This is a genomic window from Paraburkholderia sp. BR14320, assembly GCF_040948665.1.
Lineage (GTDB): Bacteria > Pseudomonadota > Gammaproteobacteria > Burkholderiales > Burkholderiaceae > Paraburkholderia > Paraburkholderia youngii.
Genome location: NZ_JBFPKG010000009.1, coordinates 28650 through 52762, shown reverse-complemented (window position 1 = coordinate 52762; position 24113 = coordinate 28650). Strand labels below are relative to the sequence as shown.

The 24113-nt window shown below is 64.7% G+C and carries 19 protein-coding genes; 14 read left to right on the top strand and 5 right to left on the bottom strand.

The features are described from left to right. Positions 1 to 2: 2 nt before the first annotated feature. On the bottom strand, positions 3 to 986 hold the full coding sequence (locus tag AB3X89_RS11645) for an aldo/keto reductase (RefSeq protein WP_368583400.1): 984 nt from the start codon (positions 984 to 986) through the stop codon (positions 3 to 5). Positions 987 to 1150: 164 nt separating this feature from the next. On the opposite strand from AB3X89_RS11645, the gene AB3X89_RS11640 reads away from it, so the two are divergent. The 6 genes from AB3X89_RS11640 to AB3X89_RS11615 all read left to right on the top strand — a co-directional run bounded on the left by AB3X89_RS11640 (position 1151) and on the right by AB3X89_RS11615 (position 6657). Continuing rightward, a complete protein-coding gene (locus tag AB3X89_RS11640; protein WP_368583399.1) occupies positions 1151 to 2143 on the top strand; it encodes a LysR substrate-binding domain-containing protein in 993 nt (330 codons plus the stop codon). A 121-nt stretch (positions 2144 to 2264) separates the two neighbouring features. Continuing rightward, entirely contained in the window at positions 2265 to 2864 is a 600-nt protein-coding gene (locus AB3X89_RS11635; RefSeq protein WP_368583398.1) for a cytochrome b, read from the top strand. A gap of 63 nt (positions 2865 to 2927) precedes the next feature. Beyond that, complete coding sequence (locus AB3X89_RS11630) at positions 2928 to 4379, top strand: glycosyltransferase family 2 protein (protein WP_368583397.1); 1452 nt, start codon at positions 2928 to 2930, stop codon at positions 4377 to 4379. A gap of 225 nt (positions 4380 to 4604) precedes the next feature. After that, complete coding sequence (locus tag AB3X89_RS11625; RefSeq protein WP_368583396.1) at positions 4605 to 5795, top strand: Rieske 2Fe-2S domain-containing protein; 1191 nt, start codon at positions 4605 to 4607, stop codon at positions 5793 to 5795. Positions 5796 to 6025: 230 nt separating this feature from the next. Next, on the top strand, positions 6026 to 6151 hold the full coding sequence (locus AB3X89_RS11620) for a hypothetical protein (RefSeq protein WP_368583395.1): 126 nt from the start codon (positions 6026 to 6028) through the stop codon (positions 6149 to 6151). Between the two features lie 71 nt (positions 6152 to 6222). Continuing rightward, on the top strand, positions 6223 to 6657 hold the full coding sequence (locus AB3X89_RS11615; RefSeq protein ID WP_368583394.1) for a rubredoxin: 435 nt from the start codon (positions 6223 to 6225) through the stop codon (positions 6655 to 6657). On the opposite strand, the gene AB3X89_RS11610 is transcribed toward AB3X89_RS11615, so the two are convergent. Together AB3X89_RS11610 and AB3X89_RS11605 are read right to left on the bottom strand one after the other, a co-directional pair. Then, positions 6654 to 7508, bottom strand: a complete 855-nt coding sequence (locus tag AB3X89_RS11610) for an oxidoreductase (protein WP_368583393.1) — start codon at positions 7506 to 7508, stop codon at positions 6654 to 6656. The two genes, AB3X89_RS11615 and AB3X89_RS11610, sit on opposite strands and share 4 nt — an antisense overlap. Positions 7509 to 7724: 216 nt before the next feature. Next, positions 7725 to 8663, bottom strand: a complete 939-nt coding sequence (locus AB3X89_RS11605) for a LysR family transcriptional regulator (RefSeq protein ID WP_368583392.1) — start codon at positions 8661 to 8663, stop codon at positions 7725 to 7727. Positions 8664 to 8782: 119 nt separating this feature from the next. Between AB3X89_RS11605 and lysA the strand changes: the two genes are divergently transcribed. Beyond that, entirely contained in the window at positions 8783 to 10039 is a 1257-nt protein-coding gene (lysA, locus tag AB3X89_RS11600) for a diaminopimelate decarboxylase (RefSeq protein WP_368583391.1), read from the top strand. Between the two features lie 10 nt (positions 10040 to 10049). Here the strand turns inward: lysA and AB3X89_RS11595 are convergent, their stop codons facing one another. Continuing rightward, entirely contained in the window at positions 10050 to 10970 is a 921-nt protein-coding gene (locus AB3X89_RS11595; RefSeq protein ID WP_368583390.1) for a LysR substrate-binding domain-containing protein, read from the bottom strand. 114 nt (positions 10971 to 11084) lie between these two features. Between AB3X89_RS11595 and AB3X89_RS11590 the strand changes: the two genes are divergently transcribed. From AB3X89_RS11590 to AB3X89_RS11580, 3 genes are all read left to right on the top strand, one after another. Next, positions 11085 to 11852 carry a transporter substrate-binding domain-containing protein gene (locus AB3X89_RS11590; RefSeq protein ID WP_368583389.1) on the top strand — a complete coding sequence of 256 codons (768 nt, stop codon included), beginning with the start codon at positions 11085 to 11087 and terminating at the stop codon, positions 11850 to 11852. A gap of 36 nt (positions 11853 to 11888) precedes the next feature. Continuing rightward, positions 11889 to 13004: a succinylglutamate desuccinylase/aspartoacylase family protein gene (locus AB3X89_RS11585; RefSeq protein ID WP_368583388.1), complete on the top strand. Its 1116-nt coding sequence runs from the start codon at positions 11889 to 11891 to the stop codon at positions 13002 to 13004. A 321-nt stretch (positions 13005 to 13325) separates the two neighbouring features. Then, a complete protein-coding gene (locus AB3X89_RS11580) occupies positions 13326 to 14243 on the top strand; it encodes a dihydrodipicolinate synthase family protein (protein WP_368583387.1) in 918 nt (305 codons plus the stop codon). A gap of 78 nt (positions 14244 to 14321) precedes the next feature. Here the strand turns inward: AB3X89_RS11580 and AB3X89_RS11575 are convergent, their stop codons facing one another. Next, positions 14322 to 16457 carry a phosphocholine-specific phospholipase C gene (locus AB3X89_RS11575; protein ID WP_368583386.1) on the bottom strand — a complete coding sequence of 712 codons (2136 nt, stop codon included), beginning with the start codon at positions 16455 to 16457 and terminating at the stop codon, positions 14322 to 14324. Between the two features lie 211 nt (positions 16458 to 16668). On the opposite strand from AB3X89_RS11575, the gene AB3X89_RS11570 reads away from it, so the two are divergent. The 4 genes from AB3X89_RS11570 to AB3X89_RS11555 all read left to right on the top strand — a co-directional run bounded on the left by AB3X89_RS11570 (position 16669) and on the right by AB3X89_RS11555 (position 24081). Beyond that, positions 16669 to 18639: an amylo-alpha-1,6-glucosidase gene (locus tag AB3X89_RS11570; RefSeq protein WP_368583385.1), complete on the top strand. Its 1971-nt coding sequence runs from the start codon at positions 16669 to 16671 to the stop codon at positions 18637 to 18639. Positions 18640 to 18691: 52 nt separating this feature from the next. Next, entirely contained in the window at positions 18692 to 21463 is a 2772-nt protein-coding gene (locus tag AB3X89_RS11565) for a glucosidase (protein ID WP_368583384.1), read from the top strand. A gap of 110 nt (positions 21464 to 21573) precedes the next feature. Continuing rightward, positions 21574 to 23193 (top strand): glucose-6-phosphate dehydrogenase, encoded by a 1620-nt coding sequence (zwf, locus tag AB3X89_RS11560; protein WP_368583383.1) that lies wholly within the window; start codon positions 21574 to 21576, stop codon positions 23191 to 23193. Positions 23194 to 23256: 63 nt separating this feature from the next. Next, positions 23257 to 24081, top strand: coding sequence for an ROK family protein (locus AB3X89_RS11555; RefSeq protein WP_368583382.1), 825 nt, complete (start codon positions 23257 to 23259; stop codon positions 24079 to 24081). The last annotated feature ends 32 nt before the right edge of the window (positions 24082 to 24113 follow it).

Sequence of the window (24113 nt, the reverse complement as noted above, 5' to 3'; positions counted from 1 at the left end):
GCCTAGCGGTTGATGAACCGCTGAAACTGCGCCGGATAGCGCTCGCCCGCCACCTTGATCTGCTCGAGCGCCGCTTCGATGTCGGCGAGATCCGCCGGCGTCAGCACGACACTGGCGGCGCCGAGATTCTCCGCGAGGCGCGGCAGCTTCGTCGTGCCCGGAATCGGCACGATCCATGGCTTTTGCGCGAGCAGCCACGCTAGCGCGATTTGCGCGCGCGTCGTGGCTTTGCCGTCCGCGATCCGGCCGAGCACGTCGACGAGCACTGCGTTCGCCTTGCGGTTCTCTTCCGAGAAGCGCGGCGCGATATTGCGGAAATCGCTCTTGTCGAAGGTCGTGCGTTCGTCGATCGCACCGGTCAGAAAGCCCTTGCCGAGCGGGCTGAACGGCACGAAGCCGATACCGAGTTCTTCTAGCGTCGGCAGCAGGCTGGCTTCGGGCTCGCGCCACCACAGCGAATACTCGCTTTGCAACGCCGCGACCGGCTGCACCGCGTGCGCGCGGCGGATCGACTCCACGCCCGCTTCGGACAGGCCGAAGTGCCCGACCTTGCCCGCGGCGATCAGCTCTTTCACCGCACCGGCGACGTCCTCGATCGGCACGTTCGGATCGACGCGATGCTGATAGAACAGATCGATGCGGTCGGTTTTCAGACGCTTCAACGCAGCCTCGGCGACAGCGCGAATGGTTTCGGGCCGGCTGTTGAGCGGCTTTTTCGTGTCGCCGTCCTGAAAGCCGAATTTGGTCGCGATCACCACCTGATCGCGAAACGGCGCGACCGCTTCGCCGACCAGCTCTTCGTTCACAAACGGACCATAGACCTCGGCGGTATCGAAGAACGTGACGCCTTGCTCGAAGGCCGCGCGGATCAGTTCGATGCCCGCCGCTTTTTCGGTGGCCGGGCCGTAGCCGAAGCTCAGGCCCATGCAGCCGAGGCCGAGCGCGGATACTTCGAGGCCGCTTTTACCGAGTTGACGTGTTTGCATACGACGCTCCAGTTGATGCGCCCGGCCCCGGCTGCTGCCGGGGTCACGACGCTTTGAATACGACACGAGCCACGCGAGCCGTGGCATTGGAAGCGAGTTTAGGTTGCTGTGTGCGGCTCAACAATCTCTCTATACTTGCATGAGGTATTGAATCGAATTCACAAATGACGAATTCCCGACTACCGCGCGCGGGCCTTGCCGAACTGACCGCCTTCATCACGATCGCCGAGCAGCGCAGCTTCAGCGCGGCCGCGCGGGTGCTCGGACTTTCGCCGTCGGCGTTGAGTCACGCGATGCGCAACATGGAGTCGCGCCTCGACGTGCGGCTCTTCAATCGCACCACGCGTTCGGTCGCGTTGACGGAAGCTGGCGAGCAATTGCTACGGCGCGTGCGTCCGGCGCTAGCGGATCTCGACGACGCGGTCGGGGAAGTCACGGCCGCGCGCAACCGGCCGTCGGGCACGATCCGCATCAGCGCTTCGGAGGCGTCCGCGAAACAGCTCGTGCAACACGTGCTGCCGGATTTCTTTGCGCGCTATCCGGAGATTCACGTCGAGTTCGTGGTCGATTCGAGGCTCGTCGATATCGTCGCCGAAGGATTCGATGCGGGCATCCGCGTGCTCGAGGACGTGCCGCGCGACATGATCGCGGTCCGCTTCGGGCGCGACATGCGTCTGGTGGCGGTCGCGTCGCCCGAGTATCTCGCGCGTCATCCCGCGCCCAAGGCGCCGCACGATCTGATGCGCCACCGTTGCATTCGCTTTCGCTTTGAAAGCGGCACGCTGTATCGCTGGGACCTCACGCATCGCGGCAAGAGCGCAAGCATCGACGTCGACGGGCCGATGACGCTCGGCAATGTGAACCTTATGGTCGAAGCGGCGCTGGCCGGCATCGGCATCGCCTGGGTGCCGCTCGACCATGTGGCGGAACATGTCGCGAGCGGGCGGCTCGTGCAGTTGCTGGCGGAGTGGAGCCCGACCTTCGCGGGCTTGTGCCTGTACTACCCGGCCAACCGTCATCCGCCGGCCGCGCTGCGTTTGTTCGCCGACGCCGTGCGCGCTTGGGGCGAGCGGCAGTTGAGCGATGAGCGGGACAAGGACCTGCGACGTGCCGTGAAGCGAGCCGATGCCCGAAATCAGAAGCCCGAAACAAACTGAAACATGCACGTTAAGCGCTTTAGGGAATAAGACGGCAAACTTGGGCGTTTGCCTGATACCGGTAGCGTCGATTTTCAAACCTCTTTCGCGGCATTCATCGCCTTCGTGAACGGAACTCCCTATGAACACCCGAGCGAACTCCCTGGCCGATTCGACCGATGCGACTTACCCGCCGCGTTACACGCGTACCGCGATGACATTGCACTGGCTGATCGCGTTGCTGATGATCGTCAACGTCGTGCTGGCTCTGTCCGCTGATTCGCTGCCCGACGACTGGGTGCGTCCGGTGATCGACACGCACAAATCGATCGGCATCACGGTGCTCGGGCTCGCGGTGCTGCGCATCCTGTGGCGCGTGTCGCACAAGCCGCCGCCGTTGCCGCGCGAGTTTCCGTCGTGGGAAAAGATGGCCGCCCATCTCGCGCACTTCGCGCTGTATTTGCTGATGATTGCGTTGCCGCTGTCCGGCTGGCTGCACGATTCGGCGTGGAAGGACGCGGCCACGCATCCGATGCAGTGGTTCGGCCTGTTCCAATGGCCGCGCATCGGCTACGTGATGCACCTCGACCCGGCATTGAAAGAGACATTGCACGATCGCTTCGGCGCGCTGCATACGTGGCTCGGCTATACGCTTTATGCGTTGCTGGCGATGCATATCGGCGGCGCGCTCAAGCATGAATGGCTCGATCGTAAATCGGTGTTGAAGCGCATGAAGCCGTGAAGCCGCGGCACGAACACGGTTTCAACAACCAACGGCCAACAGCCCCAACCTGACATATTCGCTTTGAAGAAGACCCTCGAACAGGCACTCGCAGCCGCGTCGCCACGCATCCTGCCGCGTCGCGCGACGCTATGGAGCACGCTGATCCATTCCAGCGTCGTCGTGCTGTGGGCGCTGCTGTTCGCGCGGGCGTTCTTTCTGCGCGGTGCGCTTGCGTGGTCGACCGGTATTGCATATGTCGTCTATGACACGTTGCTGCTCGCGTTCGTCACGTGGAAATCGTTGCCGCTCACGCGCCGCGCGGCGCCGCTCGAAGCCGACTACGAACGGCGCGAACTGCCGGGCATGGGTGTGATCGTCGCGTCGCATAACGAGGCGGCCGTGTTGCCGGTCACGCTCGCCGCTCTGCTGCGGCAAACGCACGGCCCGGCGCAGATCGTGATCGCCGACGACGGCTCCACCGACGCCACCGCCGACCTGCTCACGCAACGCTTCGGCCTCACGCCCGCCGCCGAAGGCGTGCTGAGCGCGCCGAGTTCGCTGCATCCGAATCTGTTCTGGCTGCGCGTGCCGCACGGCGGCAAAGCGCGCGCGCTGAACGCCGCGATCACCGTGATGACGACCGATACCGTGATGACCGTCGACGCCGACACGCTGCTCGACGACGACGCGACCTATGCGATGCGCGCCGCGTTCGCGAGCGAACCATCGCTCGTCGCGGCGGCGGGCATTCTCGTGCCGGTCTGCGGCAAGTCGCTGTCGGGCCGCGTGTTCCAGTGGTTCCAGACCTACGAGTACATGCGCAACTTCATCGCGCGATTCGCGTGGATGCGTGCGGACAGCCTGCTGCTGATCTCGGGCGCATTCGCGTCGTTCCGCCGCGATGCGCTTGTCGCGGTCGGCGGCTTCGATTCGCAGTGCCTGGTCGAGGACTACGAGCTGATTCACCGGCTGCGCCGCTATTCGATCGATCACGAGCTCGGCTGGGACGTGCGCGTGGTCGGCGAAGCGCACGCGCGCACCGATGCGCCCGACACCCTCGCAAGCTTTCTGCGCCAGCGCCGCCGCTGGTTCGCGGGCTTCCTGCAGACGCAGTACTGGAACCGCGACATGACCGGCAATCCGCGCTACGGCACGCTGGGCATGCTGATGCTGCCGATCAAGGCGATCGATACGATGCAGCCGATCTACGGCCTCACGGCATTCGCATTGCTACTCGGTTTTCTATTCGGCGGACACGGCGCGATCGTCGTGTCGATCTTCAGCGTGATCGGTCTGAAAACGGCGATCGACCTGGCGTTTTATCTGTGGAGCATCCATCTGTACCGGCGCTGGACCGGCGAGCGCAGCGGCAACAGCCTCGGCATGGCGATGCTCGCGGCCGTCGCCGAGCCGTTCACGTTTCAGCTCGCGCGTCATCTGGGCGCCGCGCTCGGCTGGCTGCAGTTTTTGCGCGGCGGCCGCGCATGGGGCGTGCAACGGCGCACCGGACTGGTCGCAGGCGACGAGGATTGAGCAAGTCGATGGACAGCTCATAACCCAGGTCAATGTTTCTGTAGGGCGGGTGTGGTAAAGGTAGATCCTTCACGCCGATGCGGCTGATCCGCAGTATGTGCTGCGACGCATCGCGCATGCCCGCGACAGTGCCATGCGGCGGCCGCATCAAGTAGACTGGTGAAGATGCCGCACTGCCATGCAGCGCGGCAACCTTCTATCCGCTCGTGCACGGAGGCTTGACCTATGCATGCAGTTCCCCCGCTAGAACAGGAACAGGAAATCGCCGGCGCCGCGCTTGCCGCCGCGCCTGCTCAAGCCACTCACGACGCGCCGGTGCGTGATCTGCGCCGCGTCGCCATTCATCCCGATTACTGGTACCCGCTCGCGTGGTCGCATGAAGTGAAGCGCGGCAAGACGCTCGGCGTGACCTTCGCCGGCGATCCGATCGTGCTCGCGCGCACCGAGAGCGGCAAGGTGTTCGCGCTTGAAGACCGTTGTGCGCATCGGCAAGTGCCGCTGCATCAGGGCGTGGTCGACGGCGAATCGATTCGCTGCGGCTATCACGGCTGGACCTACGACTGCTCGGGCACCTGCATCGACGTGCCGTACCTCGGCCGCGAGCGTTTGCCGAACGGCGTGCGCTCTTATCCGTGTCAGGAAGTGGAGGGACTGATCTTCGTGTTTCCCGGCGATGCCGCGCTCGCCGACGAACGGCCGCTGCCGGACTTTCGTTCGGTGTCGGACCCGAAGTACAAGACGCGCCGCTTCGGCCGTCCGGTCAAGTGTCATTATTCGTTCATGCACGAGAACCTGATGGACATGAATCACCAGTTCCTGCATCGACGCCAGATGGGGCAGATGCGCGCGCGTTCGCTCGGGCGGCGGCGCGGTGAGGGCTGGGTCGAGATCGACTATACGTTCGCGCGGATGGCGGGCCAGCAGCCGATTGGCGAGGCGATGGTGTTCGGCGAGCGGCGCAAGACCGGTGGCTTCAATCACAAAGACGTGATGACCATCCGCACCGAATACCCGTACCAGACCCTGCAGATCCGCAACAACGACAAGACGCTGGTGATGGACCTGTGGATCGTCTATGTGCCGCTCGATCGTGAGCAGCGCACCAACCGGACCTTCGGGCTGCTGTCGATCCGCAAACCCGGCATTCCGGGCGTGATGAATCTTGCATGGCCGCTGCTGGTGTGGTTCACCGAGCGCATTTTCAAGGAGGATCGCGAGATCGTCGAGGCGGAGCAGCGCGCCCACGATTCGCAGGGAGCCGACTGGAATCACGAGGTATTCCCGGTCATCAACGACCTGCGCGCGCTGTTGCGCGAGTGCGGCGCGCCGGACAAGGTGGTCGGCGCGGGCACTGGCGATACCTCGGTGATCCGCTTCTGGGATTCGCGTCACGGCAATCCGCTCGCGAAGACCTGAGCGCAGCGCGGCGCGCTGCGGGTGTGTTCACCGGCGCCGCGCAAGCGGTCCCGCCACGGCTTTCTCCCTCGCTGGGAATTAATCCATCTCCGCACGGTAGACAATGCGCGGCGCGCAAGCGGCGATAATGTCGCACGGTACCGTTATTGCTCGCGAGTTTGCGCCAATCGACATTCGTCGCGTCTGCACCCGTGTACCATTGCGCTTTTTCCGAACTTCCAGACTCGCTCGTGACCACGCAACAATCCCCCACCGCCTCCCGTAAATCCCTCACTCTGCTGCAACTGCTTGGCCTGATCGGCGCCGCGGGCCTGATCGCGTCGTACGCGCTGAACCTGCTGTTACAGGCGCACTGAAGCAGCGCGCGCCTCGCGCGGGCAGCCTTTCGCCGGCGCGCGTCGCCGGCTTTCTCGAGATTCCGATTGCCATGTACAAGAAGGGCGTAGCCGTAGAAATCCAGTTTTCCCCCGAGCGGCTCAACGACGGCGCCGGCGATCCGTACTGGATCGATCTGACGCACGACGAAGCGCAGCGCCTGCTCGACAGTCTGCAGGCGCGACTCGCGGGAACCGGTAGCGGCACGGTCGCGCCGCTCGTCGTGAGCCTCGATGCGACGGCGCGCACGACCGCGGCGGATGCCGCCGTGCTCGACACGCCCGATGCGCCGTCGGCCGCGAACGCCGCCGCGGCCGTCGAGTTCAAGCAATGGGTCTGCGTGATCTGCGGCTGGGTCTACGACGAAGCCGCCGGCGTGCCGGAAGAGGGCATCGCGCCGGGCACGCGCTGGGCCGATGTGCCGGCCGACTGGCGCTGCCCGCTGTGCGATGTGGGCAAGGACGATTTTGCGCTGGTGGAGTTTTAAGGGTTCCCTTCCGGATAATCCGCGCCCTCGGTCGTCGCTCGCCAGGTGTCGAAATCGGCGCGCATGAAATCGAGCTTCTTGTACGCGAGATCGAGCGCGGCCTTGCCGAGCAGCAAACGCAGCGGCGGCGCGTCCGACAACGCCGCATCGATGATCGCCTGCGCGGCGCGTACCGGGTCGCCGGCCTGCTTGCCGCTGCGCGCTTCGGTCTGCTTGCGGCGCTCGCCGGCGGTCGACGCGTAGTCGTCGATCAGCGTCGCCGACTGCTTGATCGACGGCCCCGCCCAGTTGGTGCGGAACGGCCCCGGCTCGACGATCAGTACGCCGATGCCGAGCGGCTTCACTTCCAGCGCCAGCGACTCCGACAGCCCCTCGACCGCGTACTTGGTCGCATGATAAAAGCCGGTCGCCGCGAAACTCGTAATGCCGCCGATCGACGACACGTTGACGATCAAACCGCTGCGCTGCTCGCGCATGATCGGCAGCACGGCCTTCGTGATGTCGATGAGACCGAACACGTTGGTCTCGAACATCGCGCGCACTTCGCTGTCGTCGCCTTCCTCGATTGCGGCCAGATAACCGTAGCCCGCGTTGTTGACGAGCGCGTCGATGCGGCCGAAATGGCGTTTCGCCTGCGCGACCACGGTTTCGATCTGCGCGCGATTGGTCACATCGAGCGGCAGCACCAGCGCGCGCTCGCCGTGCCCCTCTGCGATGTCCTTCACTTTCGCTGCATCGCGCGCGGTGACGACCGCGCGCCAGCCACGTTCGAGCACGAGCTTCGCTAGCTCGCGGCCGAAACCGGTGGAACAGCCTGTGATCAGCCAGACGGGATTGTCTCGATTCATCATGTGGAACACTCCTGTTGAGGGTCTATGACGTGAAGACTCGAAAACGGCGCGCCGATGCGGCGCGAACGCGCGGCGCGTCGGTAATCGGTATGCGGGTGATGTCAGCTTGCAGCGTGCCCGGTTCGCGCGGCGGATGGTTCGGGCGGTGGCCCCGCGCGAGCGCGCGGGCTGCTGCGCGGATTCGCCGGGCGATGAGGCGGGGCGCCGCCGTGACTGCTATGACTGCGAGGACCGCGTGGGGCTAGTGTGACGTTTCAATTGTAGTCGCAGCGCGGCGGCTTCGCTTTGCAGCGCGCCGACGAACGCGTCCGCGAGCGGATGCGCGGGCCGGTGCTCGGGACGGATCACGCTGACGCGAAACGGCAGCGATAACGCGAGCGGCCGGATATGCAGATTGCGGCCCGCGAAATCGAGAGCGGTCAGCGGATTGACGATCGCGATGCCGAGCCCCTGCCGCACGAAGCTGCACACGGACACCGCGGTCGGTGTTTCGAACAACAGGCGGCGCGCGATGCCAGCCCGCGCGAACGCTTCGTCGATCTGCAGCCGGTACGGATCGTTGGCGGACAGGCTGATGAACGCCTGATCCGCTAAGTCTTTCAATGCGATCACACGTTTCGCGAGCAGCGGGTGAGCGTCGGGCAGCACGCATACTTCATCGACGGCGATCAGCGGCGTGAGCCGCGTGCCGGGCGGCGGCGCGTCGTGCTCGGTGAGGCCGAGGTCGTAGCGCTGCGCGGTCAGCCATTCTTCGAGAAACGGCGACTCCTGCGTCGCGATCGAAATGCTGACACCCGGCTGCGCATCGTGAAAGCGTTTGACGGCGCCCGGCAGGATCGAATGCGAAAACACCGGCAGCGCGATCACGGACAGCTGGCCGCCCTTGAATTCGCGCAGCGCGGCCGCCGTCGACGCGACGCGCTCCAGCCCGACATACGCGCGCTGAATCTCGTCGAACAGCGTCAGCGCGGATTGCGTTGGGCGCAACCGGCCCTGCACGCGTTCGAACAACGCGAAGCCGATGCTCTGTTCCATGCGGGCGAGTTCGCGGCTCACGGTGGGCTGCGACGTGAACAGCATCTCGGCTGCCTTGGTGACGCTGCCGGCCGTCATCAGCGCGCGGAAGATTTCGATGTGCCGGTGCGTGAGCGCCATGTGGGTTTGGGATATATCAGAAGTGAATAGATCAGCGATAGATTGGTATTTTACTGAATGATCGCCGCGGCTCATCATCTCGGCTACCGCTTTCACAAAGCTTCGACATGCAACCGACCATGACGCCATTCAACCCCCATCAACTCGCCGGGCTCGCGCGCCAGCACGGCACGCCGCTATGGGTGTACGACGCCGACACGATCCGCCAGCGCATCGCGCAGTTGCGCAGCTTCGACACGATCCGTTATGCGCAGAAGGCCTGTTCGAACGTGCACATCCTGAAGCTGATGCGCGACGAAGGCGTGATGGTCGATGCAGTCTCTGTAGGCGAACTGGCACGCAGTTTTGCGGCGGGGTTTGCGGCTCAACCTGCGTCGCACGACGCACCCGAAGGCGTGGTATTCACCGCCGACGTGCTCGACCATGCGACGCTGGCCACCGTGCTCGACGAGCGGATCACGGTCAACGCCGGCTCGCTCGACATGCTCGACCGGCTCGGACGGCATGCGAGCGAAGGCCATCGCGTGTGGCTGCGGATCAACCCAGGCTTCGGTCACGGCCATAGCAGCAAGACCAACACTGGCGGCGAGCACAGCAAGCACGGCATCTGGCGCGACGACCTGCCACGCGCGCTCGAACTGGTGCGGCGCTATCGGCTGAAGCTCGTCGGGCTGCACATGCATATCGGCTCCGGTGTCGACTACGCGCATCTCGCGAAAGTCTGCGACGCGATGGTCGATGCAGTGTCTGAACTCGATGAGGATATCGAGGCGATTTCCGCGGGCGGTGGTTTGTCGGTGCCGTGTCGCGACGGCGAGCCGAGCGTCGATACCGCGCATTACTTCCGGCTGTGGGACGATGCGCGGCGGCGCATCGAAGCGCGCGTCGGGCATCGTGTGCGGCTCGAAATCGAACCTGGGCGCTTTCTGGTCGCGCGGGCAGGGGTGCTGGTCGCCGAAGTGCACGCGCTGAACCGGCGGCCGTCGCGGCAATTCGCGCTGCTCGACGCGGGCTTCAACGACCTCGTACGGCCATCGTTCTACGGCAGCCATCACGAGATCAGCGTGCTTAGGCGCGACGGCACGCCGAGCGATGCGCCGGTCGGCTCGTTCAGCGTGGCGGGGCCGTTGTGCGAGGCCGGCGACGTGTTTACGCAGGCGGAAGGCGGAGTCGTGACGAGCCGCTCGATGCCCGCGCCTCAAGTAGGCGACCTGCTCGTGTTTCACGATGCGGGCGCGTACGGCGCGTCGATGTCATCGAACTACAACAGCCGGCCGCTTGCTCCCGAGGTGCTGATCGAGCGCGGCAATGCGCGGCTGATCCGGCGCAGGCAGCGCATCGAAGAATTGATCGCGCTCGAAGAAACGGCGGGTTGAACTTCAAAGCTCAACGCGCCCGCACCGTGCGCGTGTACGACGCGATCATCGTCGCGAACTCCTGCGCGGCTGGCGTCAGCGGAATCGCCGCGCGTTGCAGCAGACACACGTTCTGCTGCAACGCGCGCTCGCGCACCGGGATCGTCGTCAGCATGTCCGCGAACGGTCCACGCTTCGTGATGACCGACGATTCGAGCGACAGGCAATCCGTCGCGCCTACCAGATGCAACGTCTCGTATAAGCCCTCGACGGTCGCGACGATCTTCGGCGGCGGCAAACCGTGGCTGTCGAACAGATGGCTCAAGCGGTTGACGTGCGGCTCCTCGGTCAGATTCGGCGAGCGCGTCGTCACCCACGTGCAATCGACGAGCTCGGCGAGCGACTTCGCGCCCGCCTTCGGATGACCACGCCGGCACACGATCACCGGGTCGGACGGATAGAGCGGCGTGACCGACAGATCGGCGGTATCGGTCTGCTTCGAAACGAGCGCGACCGCGAAATCCAACGTGCCTTCGCGGATCCACGAAATCATCATGCGCGACGTGCCCGTGCGCAGATGCACGGCGACGCGCTCGAAGCGCGCACGAAATTCCATCAGCACCGGCGCGAACGCGTCGACGAGCGGCTCGGTCGTCATGCCGAACGTCACCTCGCCCACGTAGTCGCCGCGCAACTGACGCACGTCCTCCTCGGCCCGCTCGCATTCGCCGAGGATCGCGCCGGCCCGCTGCAGCAGCCGCTGGCCCAGCGCGGTCAGCGCAATGCCGCGATTGGTGCGCGTGAACAACGTTGCGCCGAGCATCGATTCGAGGTTCTGCAACTGCTGCGTGATGCCGCTTTGGGCGATGCCGAGCGCGCGCGACGCCGCGCGGATGCTGCCATGCTCGGCGACCGCCGTGAACGCGCGCAACTGCGAAATCGTCAATGCCATGGGGTCAGGGTCGGGTGATCGGTAAAAGTGATCATGATAGTCCGAACGAGACTTCTTTGAGGCGCGGCGGCAGCTTACGATCGCGCTGTCCTGATCCGCTCCCCGTCGCCTTCCATGAAAACTCTGCTGATGACTCTTTGCGCCGCGCTGGCTTTCAGCAGCGGCGCGTTCGCCGCTGACGCCAACACACTGCGCCTCGGCATCGACCCGACCTATCCGCCGATGGACTCGAAGGCACCCGACGGCAGCCTGAAGGGCTTCGACGTCGATCTCGGCAACGAGATTTGCCGGCGCATCCAAGCGCATTGCCAGTGGGTCGAACTCGAGTTTTCGGGCATGATCCCGGCGCTGCAGGCACGCAAGATCGACGCGGTGCTGTCGTCGATGGCGATCACCGAGAAGCGCGAGCAGCAGATTTTGTTTTCGTCGAAGCTGTTCCAGTTCAAGTCGCGGCTGATCGCGCGGCAAGGCTCAGCGCTCGCGCCTACGGCGAGCGGACTTGCCGGCAAGCAGATCGGCGTGCAGTCGGGCACGCAGTTCGAGGGCTACGCGCTGAAGAACTGGACGCCGCTCGGCGCGAACGTGGTCGCCTACAAGAGCCAGGACGAGGTGTTCGCCGATCTGCGCAACGGGCGGCTCGACGGTGCGTTGCTCGGCACCGTCGAGGCCGATTACGGCTTCCTGCGCACGCCCGCGGGCAAGGGCTTCGCGTTTGTCGGCGAGCCGCTTTCGATGGGCGATCGCGGCGTCGGCATCGGCTTGCGCAAAGACGAAACCGGGGTGCAGGCATCGATCAACGCGGCGATCGCGTCGATGCGCGAGGACGGCACCTATGCGCGGATTGCGAAGAAGTACTTCGACTTCGATCCGTACGGCAACTGATCCGGATTTCCAACTCATCTTCACAGCTTTCCATTCATGAACAGGCAATCGATTCCGCTTCTGTCGCCGGCTATCGGCACGCACCGCGAGCTGGTGTCGTTTCATTTCGGCCCGGCCAATAGCGCGCAGAAGATCTACATCCAGGCGTCGCTGCATGCCGACGAAACACCGTCGATGCTGACCACGGTGCTGCTGAAACGGCGTTTGCTGGAGCTCGAACAGGCCGGCGCGCTGAATGCGGAAATCGTGCTCGTGCCGGTCTCGAATCCGGTCGGGCTCAGTCAATACGTGCTCGGTCAGTTCGTCGGCCGCTTCGATCTCGGCAGCGGCAAGAACTTCAACCGGCATTTCGTGCAGTTCACGAAGCTCGTCGAGAATGCAAAGGAGGTGCTGGGTACCGACGCGAACGAGAACCGCCGCATCGTGCGCGCACTGCTCGCGGCCGAACTTGCGCGACAGAAGCCGCTGACCGAATTCGACTCGCTGCAACTGGCGCTGCTGAAGCTGTCGTGCGACGCGGACGTCGTGATCGATCTGCATTGCTCGCTCGAAGCGGCGATGCATGTGTACACGAGCGAGGCAGCGTGGGCCGAGTTCGAGCCGCTGTCGCGCTACCTCGGCGCCGAGGCTTCGTTGCTCGCGACGGATTCGGGCGGCGGCGCGTTCGACGAAACGCATAGCCTACTGTGGTGGACGTTGCAGCAGCAGATGCCGGCGAGTAAGCCGGTGCCGACCGGGTCGATCGCGGTGACGGTCGAATGCCGCGGCCAGCGCGACGTGTCGTACGAAATCGCGCAGCAGGATGCCGACGCGCTCGTCGACTATCTGGTGTGGCGCGGTGCGATTCGCGGTGAGGCCAAGCCGTTGCCGCCGCTGTTGTCGCCGGCGACGCCGCTCGCGGGCAGCGAGCAGTTCTATGCGCCGGTAAGCGGGATTCTCGTGCACCGCGCGAAGATCGGCGACACGATCCGCGTCGGCCAGCCGCTGTTCGATATCGTCGATCCGCTGACCGACGAGACGACCACGATCGCGAGCCATACCGAAGGGGTGCTGTATATGCGGCGCGCGATCCGTTTCGTGACGGCCGGTGCGCCGCTCGGTCGCGTGACCGGCACGCGGCCGATCAGAACGGGTGTGTTGCTGGGCGCCTGATCGTTTGACGGAGGCGCGCGCCTCGTCGCACCGCCTACGCGCGGGCGGCAAGAGCTACGACGCATCGCGTGCCGCTATGCCGGCCTCGGCATCCGGGACCGCGTCGACGCATCGCGCGACGGCGCTCACATGCGCCGCTGCAGCGTTGCCGTGAAGTTGAATGGCGCGACCCGACGCGGCTATTCCGCGTCTCGCCGATTGTGCGGATTTAATCTCTTTCAGCCGCGAAAAAGCCCAAGCCCGCTTGCGGACAAAGGCCGATACTCGTCGTCATATTCAACGTGTGTCGGCGCGGCCGGCTTTTTGAAGGAGACGGACAAAGTGAGCAAGGCTATCCAATGGAGCGGCGTGTTTCCCGCCGTCAGCACCCAGTTCAAGCCGGATTTCTCGCTCGACATCGACGCGACGCACCGCGTGGTCAGCAATCTCGTCAAGGACGGCGTGTCGGGTCTGGTGGTCTGCGGCACGGTTGGCGAAAACACTTCGCTGAGCACGTCGGAGAAGTTGCAGGTGATCGAGGCCGCGCGCGACGCGTCCGGCGGCAAGGTGCCGGTCGTCGCGGGCGTCGCCGAATTCACGACCGAGTTCGCGCGGCAGACGGTGCGTGAAGCGGCGCGTGTCGGCGTCGACGGCGTGATGGTGATGCCGGCGCTCGTCTATTCCGCGAAGCCGCACGAAACCGCCGCGCATTTCCGCTCGGTCGCGACCAGCACCGACCTGCCGGTGATGATCTACAACAACCCGCCCATCTACAAGAACGACGTGACGCCGGACGTGCTGATCGCGCTGCAGGACTGCGAGAACATCGTCTGCTTCAAGGATTCGTCGGGCGATACGCGGCGCTTCATCGATCTGCGCAACGCGGTGGGCGACCGCTTCGTGCTGTTCGCCGGCCTCGACGACGTGGTGGTCGAAAGCATCGCGGTGGGTGCGGAAGGTTGGGTGTCGGGGATGTCGAACGCGTTCCCGAAGGAAGGCGAGACGCTGTTTCGCCTCGCCACGCAGAAGCGTTTCGATGAAGCGTTGGCGCTGTACAGCTGGTTCATGCCGCTGTTGCACCTCGACGCGCGCCCCGACCTCGTGCAATGCATCAAGCTGTGCGAGGAACTGCTCGGCCGAGGCAGCGCCGTTACGCGTCCGCCGCGCCTCGCGCTGCAAGGCGACACGCTCGCCGAAGTCAAAGACATCGTCGCGAAGGCGCTCGCTACGCGTCCGACGCTGCCGGACGTTGGTCTTTAGGAACGCCTGAAAGACATCGGCATCCTGTCCGCCTGGTAGGGGAAACAGGATGCCGAACCCCAACCGCGAGCGCTGATCTCAACTCGCCGTCAGCACCGGCGCGACCGCAGCCGGATCGCTGATACTCGGCCGCCCGTTCTCGACGTGACCGGCAAAACGGCGCGAGAAGCTTGCGTCGTCGCGGCTCGTCACCGTCAGGTCGTACCAGTGATGGCTCGACGCAAGCACCCAGCCTTCTTCGATACGCGCATTGGCCGGCACGACCACGGTGCGCGGCCGCGCGCCGTACGCGTTGTCGATCACAGTCAGATGCGCGATCCCACGACTGCCGTTGCTGAACCTCAGGAACACGTTGCCATTCGCGACGTCGTATCGCGCGGTCACTTCAGGCTGAGCCGTCTTGTAGTTGTTATGCACATTCTGCGTGCTCGCCTGCGTGTTCCCCGCGAACTTGCGCACGAAGCCGTTCGGACCGAACACGTCGAACGCATACACGCCGTTCGTCGTGCTCAGGTTGAACGTATCGCTGAGCGACTTGCCCGCTTCGACCGTGTAGCGCCACGGACCATCGGTGCGATTCGTCGCGTACACATAGAAGTGCGCGCCCTGCTCGCCGGTGTTGCCGATCGTGATTTCAAACGTGTTCCTGTCCGCATTCGCCGCGCCGCTCACATGCAGTTCGTACGGCAACGCGCGCGCGAAGCGGATGCCCGCTTCCTGCGCTTCGACCGGAGCTGGCGTCGTCGGCACGGTCGGCTTCGGTTGCGTCTTGCACTGGTTGTCGGCCATGTCCAGGTAGCTTTTGGTATTCGGCAGCGTCGGCATCTTCGAATCCGGCGTGCGGAAGTCGAACGCGGTGCTCAGATCGCCGCACACCGCGCGACGCCATGCCGTGATGTTCGGCTCATGCACGCCGAAGCGCGTTTCGATGAAGCGGATCACCGACGTGTGATCGAACACCTGCGAGCACACGAAGCCGCCCTTGGTCCACGGCGACACGATCGTCATCGGCACGCGCGGGCCGAGGCCGTACGGATAGCCGTCGGCCGTGTATTTGCCGCCGCGCAGCGGATTGACGACGTCGTGGATCTCGCCGTCGGTCGTCACTGTCGACTTGCCTTGTGCGGACGTCGTCGGCGGTTGCGGCGGCACGAGGTGATCGAAGAAGCCGTCGTTCTCGTCGTACATGACGAAGAGCACGGTCTTGCTCCACACCTCGGGGTTCGACGTCAGCGCGTCGAGAATCTGCGTCGTGTATTCGGCGCCGTACGCGGGCGTGAAGTTCGGATGCTCCGAATACGCAGCCGGCGCGCACAGCCACGACACCTGCGGCAGCCGGTTCGCGAGCACGTCGGCTTTCAGGTCGTCGACCGTGCGCACGGTTTGCGCGCGCTCGTGGAGCGGCGAACCCGGCTGCGCGTTGATGAAATTCGTGAAGTTCTGAAGGATGTTGGTGCCGTAGTTGCCGTTAAGCGGATCGAAGGCCGTCGTGCCCTGCTGATAGATCTGCCATGAAATGCCCGCGGCCTGCAGACGCTCCGGATACGTGGTCCACGACAGCAACTGATAATTCGGCGGACGATCGCCGTCCGCCCAATCGTTGTTGTCGAGCAGCGGGCCGCCCAGCGTGCCGGTCGGGTCGATCATGCCGGTCATCAGATACGCGCGGTTCGGGTGCGTCGGTCCCGGCAGCGAGCAGTAGTACGCATCGCAAATCGTGAATGCGTCGGCGAGCGCGTAGTGGAATGGGATGTCGCTACGCAGGTGGTAGCCCATCGTCATGCCGGTCTTGTTGGCGGGCCACTGGTCGTAGCGGCCGCCGTCGATCGCGGATTGGGTCTTGTGCCACGTGTGATCGAGTTCGCCGACGCATTGCGCGCTCGTCGTCGCGGTGTTCAGATGGAACGGCAGCATGGGCCTGGCCGGGTCTTCCTTCGAAGGCTGATTCCACACCGGCAGACCGCTCGGCAGCGGAATCGGGAAGCGGTCGTTGTAGCCGCGCACGCCGCGCAAATGACCGAAGTAGTGGTCGAACGAGCGGTTCTCCTGCATGAACACCACGATGTGCTCGACGTCGCGAATCGTGCCCGTGCGCGAAAACGCGGGCACTGCCAGCGCGTTGCGGATCGACTCGGGCAATGCGCTCATCGCGGCGGCGGCGCCCGCGGATGAAGCCACGGTTTGCAGGAAACGGCGACGACTAGTTGATGTCATCGAATATCACCTTCTGCGTAAAGGAAGAATAGCGCGGGTGGACGCGACGTTGGGGTATTTCGTTGTCGGTGACACGTTGCTCTCGCCGATCAGTGCGAGCTAGTCGTCGGTTGATCGAAAGACAATGGAAAGTATTGGGAAAATCGATGTTCATGGCGCTGCCATCTGCGCTATGTTTGCTGCATTCCGGTTCGCGTATGAGCACGGTCCAATGACTCGCATCGATTCACCCATCGACATCTCGCAACTCGAAGACGAATGGCTCGAAGCCGACGGCTTCGGCGGCTTTGCGTCGGGCACGGTCGGTATGTTGCGCACGCGCCGCTACCATGCGCTGCTGCTAGCCGCGACGCGCGCGCCGGGCGGGCGCATGGTGCTCGTCAACGGCATCGAGGCGTGGGTAGAGGCGGGCGGCGAGCGCTTCCCGTTGACCATGCAACGCTATGGGCCTGACGTGATCTATCCGGATCTGCGCGGCAAGCTGCTCGGTTTCGATACCGCGCCGTGGCCGAGCTGGCGCATTCGACTCGATACGCATACTGCGATCATCGCCGAGGTGTTCGTCAGCAAAGCGACGTGCGAAACGGTATTGCGCTGGCGGCTCGAAGGCGGCGGACTCGATGCGCCGGTGCTGAAGGTCAGACCGCTGTTGTCGGGCCGCGATTATCACGCGTTGCATCACGAGAATCCGGCCTTCGACTTCGGTGCGCTACTCAGCGCCGATCAATCGTGCGCGAGCTGGCAGCCGTATGGCGGACTGCCGGTCGTGCGGGCGGCGACGAACGGCACCTATACGCATGCGCCCGAGTGGTATCGCAACTTCTGCTACGTGCGCGAGCAGGAGCGCGGTCTCGACGGCAGCGAAGACCTCGCGGCGCCCGGCGTGTTCAGCTTCGATCTCGCCCAGGGTGAAGCGGTGATGATTCTGAGTGCAGCGAGCACGGCCGCCACCCAAAGCTCCAACGACAAACCGCAAGCCGCCGCCCACGCCGCCGAGCTCGCCGACACCGAACAACAACGCCGCACCGCACTCGGCTCGCGCCTGCAGCGGTCGGCCGACGCCTACGTCGTCACGCGCAACGAAGGCCGCACGATCCTCGCAGGCTTTCCGTGGTTCACCGACTGGGGCCGCGACACGTTCATCGCGATGCGCGGCCTGCTGATCGCATCGAACCGTCTCGACGAGGCCGAAGCGATCCTGCTCGAATGGTCGGGCACGCTGTCCGACGGGATGCTGCCGAACCGCTTCCCCGACTATGGCGACGCGCCCGAATACAACTCGGTCGATGCGTCGCTATGGTTCATCGTCGCGGTCCACGACTATCTGGCTACGCCCCACGCAAGCGCGCAGACGCGCGCGCATCTGCAGCAAGCCGCCGAAGCGATCCTGACCGGCTACACGAACGGCACCCGCTTTAACATCGCCTGCTGTCCCGACGACGGTCTGCTGCGCGCCGGCATCCCCGGCGTGCAACTGACGTGGATGGATGCGAAAGTCGGCGATTGGGTCGTCACGCCGCGCATCGGCAAGCCGGTCGAAGTGCAGGCGCTATGGATCAATGCGCTGCGAATCGCGTCGGCATGGAACCCGCAGTGGCGGCAGGCTGCGGAGCGCGCGACGCTCGCATTTCACGGGCGCTTCGTCGATCCGGCCACGCAGACGCTGTTCGATAGCGTCGACGTCGATCATGTGCCGGGTACGGTCGATCGCTCGGTCCGGCCGAACCAGATCTTCGCGATCGGTGGCCTGCCGTTTCCGCTGCTCGAAGGCGCGGCGGCGCGCGCGGTCGTGGCGCAGGTCGAAGCGCAATTGCTGACGCCGCTCGGCCTGCGCTCGCTCGCGCCGTCCGATCCGGCCTATCGCGGCCACTACCGCGGCGCGCAGCTCGAACGCGACGGCGCCTATCATCAGGGCACCGTGTGGGTATGGCTGATCGGCCCGTTCGTCGAAGCGTGGCTGCGAGTGAATGGCACAAGCGCCACGAATCTCGCGCAGGCGAGGACGCGTTTTCTCGCGCCGCTGTACCAGCATCTCGATCACGCAGGGCTCGACCACCTGTCCGAGATCGCCGACGGCGATGCGCCGCACGCGCCCGCCGGCACGCCGTTCCAGGCCTGGTCGCTCGGAGAAATGCTGCGCGTCGAAAGTCTGCTTGCCCGATTCGAGCGCGACGGGGCGTAAACCGCGCTACGATGTTGGGTCCTACCGCCAGGCTTGTTGCAAGGACGTTCTCATGCCACCGCTGCGCGCTGCCAATCTGCTTGCCACGCTCGAAGGTTCCCGGCTGCATTCGCCCGAATGCGGCCACTGGCAGCGCTGGGGGCCGTATCTGAGCGAGCGCCAGTGGGGCACGGTGCGCGAGGACTACAGCGCGGACGGCACCGCCTGGGACTCGTTTCCGCACGACCATGCGCGCAGCCGCGCCTACCGCTGGGGCGAAGACGGCATCGCCGGATTCGGCGACGACCGGCTCAGCTGGTGTGTATCGCTCGCGCTGTGGAACCGCGAGGACCCGATCATCAAGGAGCGCCTGTTCGGCCTGACCAACGCGCAGGGCAATCACGGCGAGGACGTGAAGGAGCTGTACTTCTATCTGGACGGTACGCCCACGCACTCCTACATGCGCATGCTGTACAAGTACCCGCATGCGGCCTATCCGTATCAGGACCTGATCGACGAAAACGCGCGCCGCGGCGGCGACATGCCGGAGTACGAAGTGCTCGATACCGGCGTGTTCGACGATCTGCGCTATTTCGACGTGCAGGTCGAATACGCGAAGCACACGCCCGACGACATCGTGATGCGCGTGACGATCGAAAATCGCGCGGACGAGGCGGCCTCGCTCGACGTGCTGCCGCAGATCTGGGCGCGCAACTCGTGGTCGTGGAAGGAGAACAAGGACAAGCCGAAGCTCGTCGCCGGCACCGACCACGACGGCGCGGTGCGTCTGCTTGGCCATCACCATGTGCATGAGCCGATCGTCGTGACCGCGTGGTCGAAGGACGCGCCGCAACTCGCGTGGCTGTTCTGCGAGAACGACACCAACGTGAAGCGGCTGTTCGGCATGGACGGCGCGGGCCCGTTCAAGGACGGCTTCAACGACTACCTCGTGCACGGCGACGCGAACGCGATCCGTCGTGACGCAGGCACGAAGGCCGCCGCGCATGCGCAGCTGGAACTCGGGCCGCATGCACGCGCGGTGGTGTATCTGCGCTGGCACCCGCAATCGGCGACCGATGAAGCGCCATTCGATGCCGACGCGTTGATCGCGCGCCGCCTCGCCGAGGCGGACGAATTCTATGGCGCGTTGCAGCACGAGATCACCGACCGCGATGCGCGCCTCGTGCAACGCCAGGCGCTCGCCGGCATGCTGTGGTCGAAGCAGTACTACCAGTACGACGTGCAGCGCTGGCTCGACGGCGACCCGCTGCAGCCGAGCCCGCCCGCCGCGCGCAAGCAGGGCCGCAACAGGGACTGGCGACATCTGTGCAACGCGGACATCGTGTCGATGCCGGACAAGTGGGAATACCCGTGGTACGCGTCATGGGACCTCGCGTTTCATGCCGCCGCGTTCGCGCTGATCGATCCGGCGTTCGCGAAGAAGCAATTGCTGCTGCTCGTGAAGGACCGCTATCAACACCCGAACGGCCAGTTGCCCGCTTACGAATGGGCGCTCAGCGACGCGAACCCGCCCGTGCATGCGTGGGCCGCATGGCGCGTGTACGAGATCGATCGCGCGCTGACCGGCAAGGCGGACCGCGATTTTCTGGAGCTCGTGTTTCACAAGCTGCTGTTGAATTTCTCGTGGTGGGTGAATCGCAAGGACGCCGACGGCCACAATATTTTCCAGGGCGGCTTTCTCGGGCTCGACAACGTCGGCATCTTCGACCGCTCGTCGCCGCTGCCGACCGGCGGCCACATCGACCAGGCCGACGGCACCGCGTGGATGGCCGCGTATGCGCTCGACCTGATGCGGATCGCGCTCGAACTCGCCTACGCGAATCACGTGTTCGTCGACATCGGCGTGAAGTTCTTCGAGCACTTCCTGTACATCGCGGAAGCGGTCAGTTGCGACGACGGCTGCGACACGGGTCTGTGGGACAGCGCGGACGAATTCTTCTACGACAAGCTGCGCTTGCCCGACGGCAGCAACATGCCGATGCGCGTTCGCTCGATCGTCGGACTGATACCGCTGTTCGCCGTGCATGTGCTCGAAGAGCGTTTGCATGGCGGCTTGCCGGGCTTGCGCGAGCGCCTCGTATGGTTTCTCGAGCATCGGCCCGATCTCGCGAAGCTGGTGTCGCGCTGGAACGAACCCGGCAAGGGCAACGCGCTGCTGCTTTCGTTGTTGCGCGGGCATCGGATGAAGGCGTTGTTACGGCGAGCGCTCGACGAAAGCGAATTTCTTTCCGATCACGGCGTGCGGGCGTTGTCGCGTTGCCATCGCGAGCATCCGTTCGTGTTCCAGCACAACGGCAACAGCTTCTGCGTGAAGTATCTGCCGGCCGAATCCGATACCCGTGTGTTCGGCGGCAATTCGAACTGGCGCGGGCCGGTGTGGATGCCGGTCAACTATCTGCTGATCGAATCGCTGTACGAGTTTCATCGCTATTACGGCGATGATTTCCGCGTCGAGTATCCGACCGGGTCGGGCCAGAAGTTCTCGTTGAGCGAAATCGGCGACGAACTCGCGCGCCGCGCGACCACGCTGTTCCTGAAGGACAAGAACGGCGAGCGGCCGGTGATGGGCGCGTATCCGCTGTTGCAGGCGGACCCGCGTTCGCAGGATCTGATCCTGTTCCACGAGTATTTTCATGGCGACAACGGTCGTGGCGTCGGCGCTTCGCATCAGACCGGCTGGACCGGGCTCGTCGCGTTGCTGTTGCAGCCGCGCGCGATGGCGGCGTCGGGCAACGTGCCGCTTGCCGGGGAACCGGCGCCGGCACCCGCGCCGATTCCGGTGAAAGAACCGGTGCCGTCGCTCGTGGCCGCGACGTCGAAGTAAGCACGCCGCGCGCTCGCGCGCGAAGGCGATTGAACTGTGCGGCAGCGCCCGTGGTCTTTCATGTATCGCCACGCTCGTTCCATCGGCCTACCAGGTTCCAGGTGAATCCCATGTCGACTACACCGAACTCTTCCGCCTCTTCCGATCAGACCAACGCAGCGCCCGCCTTGAGCTGCAAGCTCAGCTCGAACCGATACGACACGCTGTCGTCGCCGGCCGGCAAGAAGCCCGCACCGCCGTGCACGCTCGTGATCTTCGGCGCGGGCGGCGATCTGACCAAACGTCTGTTGATGCCGGCGCTCTACAACCTCTCGGTCGATGGCCTGCTCGACGACAGCATGAAGATCATCGGCGTCAATCACGGCGAGCGCGAAACGCGCGAATGGTGCGACGAACTGCATACGTCGCTGCAGAAATTCGCCGCCGACAAGGCCAGCACCTTCCACGCCGGCAAGCTCGACGACAACGCGTGGAACTGGGTCGCGCAGCGCCTCGAATACATGGCGGGCGAGTTCGAATCCGACGATACGTTCGCGAAGCTGAAACAGAAGCTCGATCAGTCGAAAGTCGGCAACGTGGTTTTTTACCTCGCGGTCGGTGCGCGTTTTTTCAAACCGATCGCCGAGCGGCTCGGCAAAGCCGGTCTGCTGAAGGAAGGCGACGGTGCGAACGGCGGCTTTCGGCGTCTCGTGATCGAGAAGCCGTTCGGCACTGATCTCGCATCGGCGCGCGATCTGAACGCGCACATCCTGTCGTATGCGAAGGAATCGCAGGTGTACCGCATCGACCATTTTCTCGGCAAGGACACCGTGCAGAGCATTCTCGCGGTGCGCTTCGCGAATGCGATGTTCGAGCCGGTCTGGCGGCGCGAGTACATCGACTGCGTGCAGATCACGGCGGCGGAAACGATCGGCGTCGAGGGGCGCGGTCGGTTCTACGAGCAGACCGGCGCGTTTCGCGACATGGTGCCGAACCATCTGTTCCAACTGCTCGGCATCGTTGCGATGGAGCCGCCGAATTCGTTCGACGCCGAAGCCGTGCGCGACAAGAAGGTCGAGCTGTTCGACGCGATCCAGCCGCTGAAGCCCGACGACGTCGTATTCGGCCAGTACGAAACAGGGCCCGCCGGTGTGGGCTATCGCGAGGAGCCCGACGTCGCGCCCGGCAGCACGACCGAAACCTACGCGGCGGCGCGCGTGTTCGTCGAGAACTGGCGTTGGGCCGGCGTGCCGTTCTATCTGCGTACCGGCAAGCGGCTCTCAGTGCGCCGCACCGAAATTTCGGTGCAGTTGAAGCCGGTGCCGTTCCGCCTGTTCCGCGACACGCCGGTCAACGCATTGACGCCGAACGTGCTGACGTTGCGCATCGATCCCGAGCACGGCTCGAGTTTCGATTTCAATGTGAAGGCGCCGGGCCCGGTGATGCAGATCGGTGCGGTGCAATCGTCGTTCAACTATGGCGACTTCTTCGATGAGCGCGCGAACGTCGGATACGAGACGCTGCTATACGACTGCATGCTCGGCGACGCAACGTTGTTCCAGCGCGCCGATGGCATCGAGACGGCCTGGTGTGCGGTCGACGACGTGCTGCATCCGAAGACTGGCGGTGCTCTGCCGGTGCACGGTTACGCCGCAGGCAGCGACGGGCCGGCCGAAGCCGACGCGTTACTGGCGCGCGATGGCCACGCGTGGCGGCCGTTGCAGCAGAAAGCACCCAGTGGCAAGTCGTAGCGGCAGCTTTGAACGAACCCGCAGACACGCATCACAACCGCCTCACCACAACCGGGAGACATCGTGGCGACACGCAACAGGAACGCAGTGAAACGAAACGCGCCGAAGAGCGGCAGCGAGCACATCCTCGCGATCGACCTCGGCGGCACCGGCCTTAAGGCCGCGATCATCGACGCCAACGGCCAAATGAAAACCGAGCGTGTGCGCGTTGCGACGCCGCATCCGTGCACGCCGGATCAACTGGTTGACGCGCTCGTGCAGCTCGTGGCTCCGCTCATCGAGCAGGTGCAGCCTGTTTGTATCTCGATCGGCTTTCCGGGTGTCGTGCGCGATAACCGCATTCTGACCGCGCCGCACTTCGGCATCGAAGGATGGCACGACATCGCGCTCGCGGATTCGCTCGCGCGGCGCCTGGGCGGTCTGCCGGTGCGGATGATCAACGACGCCGAGATGCAGGGCTTCGCGGCGATCGAAGGCCACGGCCTCGAATTCGTGCTGACGCTCGGCACCGGCGCCGGCACCGCGATGTTTCGCGATGGCGAGCTGATGCCGCATCTGGAGCTCGCGCATCATCCGGTCAGCAAGAAGGGTGTCGCGTACGACGAATACATCGGCGAGGCCGCGCGCGAGCAGGTCGGCAACAAGCGTTGGAACCGGCGTGTCGAGAAGGTGATCGGCATTCTCGAGTCACTGGTCAATTACGACAAGCTGTGGATCGGCGGCGGTAACGCGGCGCGCATCAAGTTCAAGCTGCCGGCGAACGTGGCGACCGTATCGAACGACGCGGGGATAGAGGGCGGTGCGAAGTTGTGGCATCCGCTGTCGGTGCGCGAGACGCGGCAGTTTCCGGAGGCCACGGAGAAGACGGGGCGGTTCAAGCCGAAGTGAGGGGGTGGGCGGTTGCTGCTTGATGGGCTTCT

Excerpts from the sequence above, each read along its gene's own strand:
- AB3X89_RS11585 (WP_368583388.1), top strand. The coding sequence starts at position 11,889 with ATGAACAGGCAATCGATTCCGCTTCTGTCGCCGGCTATCGGCACGCAC.
- AB3X89_RS11635 (WP_368583398.1), top strand. The coding sequence starts at position 2,265 with ATGAACACCCGAGCGAACTCCCTGGCCGATTCGACCGATGCGACTTAC.
- AB3X89_RS11640 (WP_368583399.1), top strand. The coding sequence starts at position 1,151 with ATGACGAATTCCCGACTACCGCGCGCGGGCCTTGCCGAACTGACCGCC.
- AB3X89_RS11610 (WP_368583393.1), bottom strand. The coding sequence starts at position 7,508 with ATGATGAATCGAGACAATCCCGTCTGGCTGATCACAGGCTGTTCCACC.
- zwf (WP_368583383.1), top strand. The coding sequence starts at position 21,574 with ATGTCGACTACACCGAACTCTTCCGCCTCTTCCGATCAGACCAACGCA.
- lysA (WP_368583391.1), top strand. The coding sequence starts at position 8,783 with ATGACGCCATTCAACCCCCATCAACTCGCCGGGCTCGCGCGCCAGCAC.
- AB3X89_RS11575 (WP_368583386.1), bottom strand. The coding sequence starts at position 16,457 with ATGACATCAACTAGTCGTCGCCGTTTCCTGCAAACCGTGGCTTCATCC.
- AB3X89_RS11645 (WP_368583400.1), bottom strand. The coding sequence starts at position 986 with ATGCAAACACGTCAACTCGGTAAAAGCGGCCTCGAAGTATCCGCGCTC.
- AB3X89_RS11615 (WP_368583394.1), top strand. The coding sequence starts at position 6,223 with ATGTACAAGAAGGGCGTAGCCGTAGAAATCCAGTTTTCCCCCGAGCGG.
- AB3X89_RS11565 (WP_368583384.1), top strand. The coding sequence starts at position 18,692 with ATGCCACCGCTGCGCGCTGCCAATCTGCTTGCCACGCTCGAAGGTTCC.
- AB3X89_RS11570 (WP_368583385.1), top strand. The coding sequence starts at position 16,669 with ATGACTCGCATCGATTCACCCATCGACATCTCGCAACTCGAAGACGAA.
- AB3X89_RS11605 (WP_368583392.1), bottom strand. The coding sequence starts at position 8,663 with ATGGCGCTCACGCACCGGCACATCGAAATCTTCCGCGCGCTGATGACG.
- AB3X89_RS11590 (WP_368583389.1), top strand. The coding sequence starts at position 11,085 with ATGAAAACTCTGCTGATGACTCTTTGCGCCGCGCTGGCTTTCAGCAGC.
- AB3X89_RS11595 (WP_368583390.1), bottom strand. The coding sequence starts at position 10,970 with ATGGCATTGACGATTTCGCAGTTGCGCGCGTTCACGGCGGTCGCCGAG.
- AB3X89_RS11625 (WP_368583396.1), top strand. The coding sequence starts at position 4,605 with ATGCATGCAGTTCCCCCGCTAGAACAGGAACAGGAAATCGCCGGCGCC.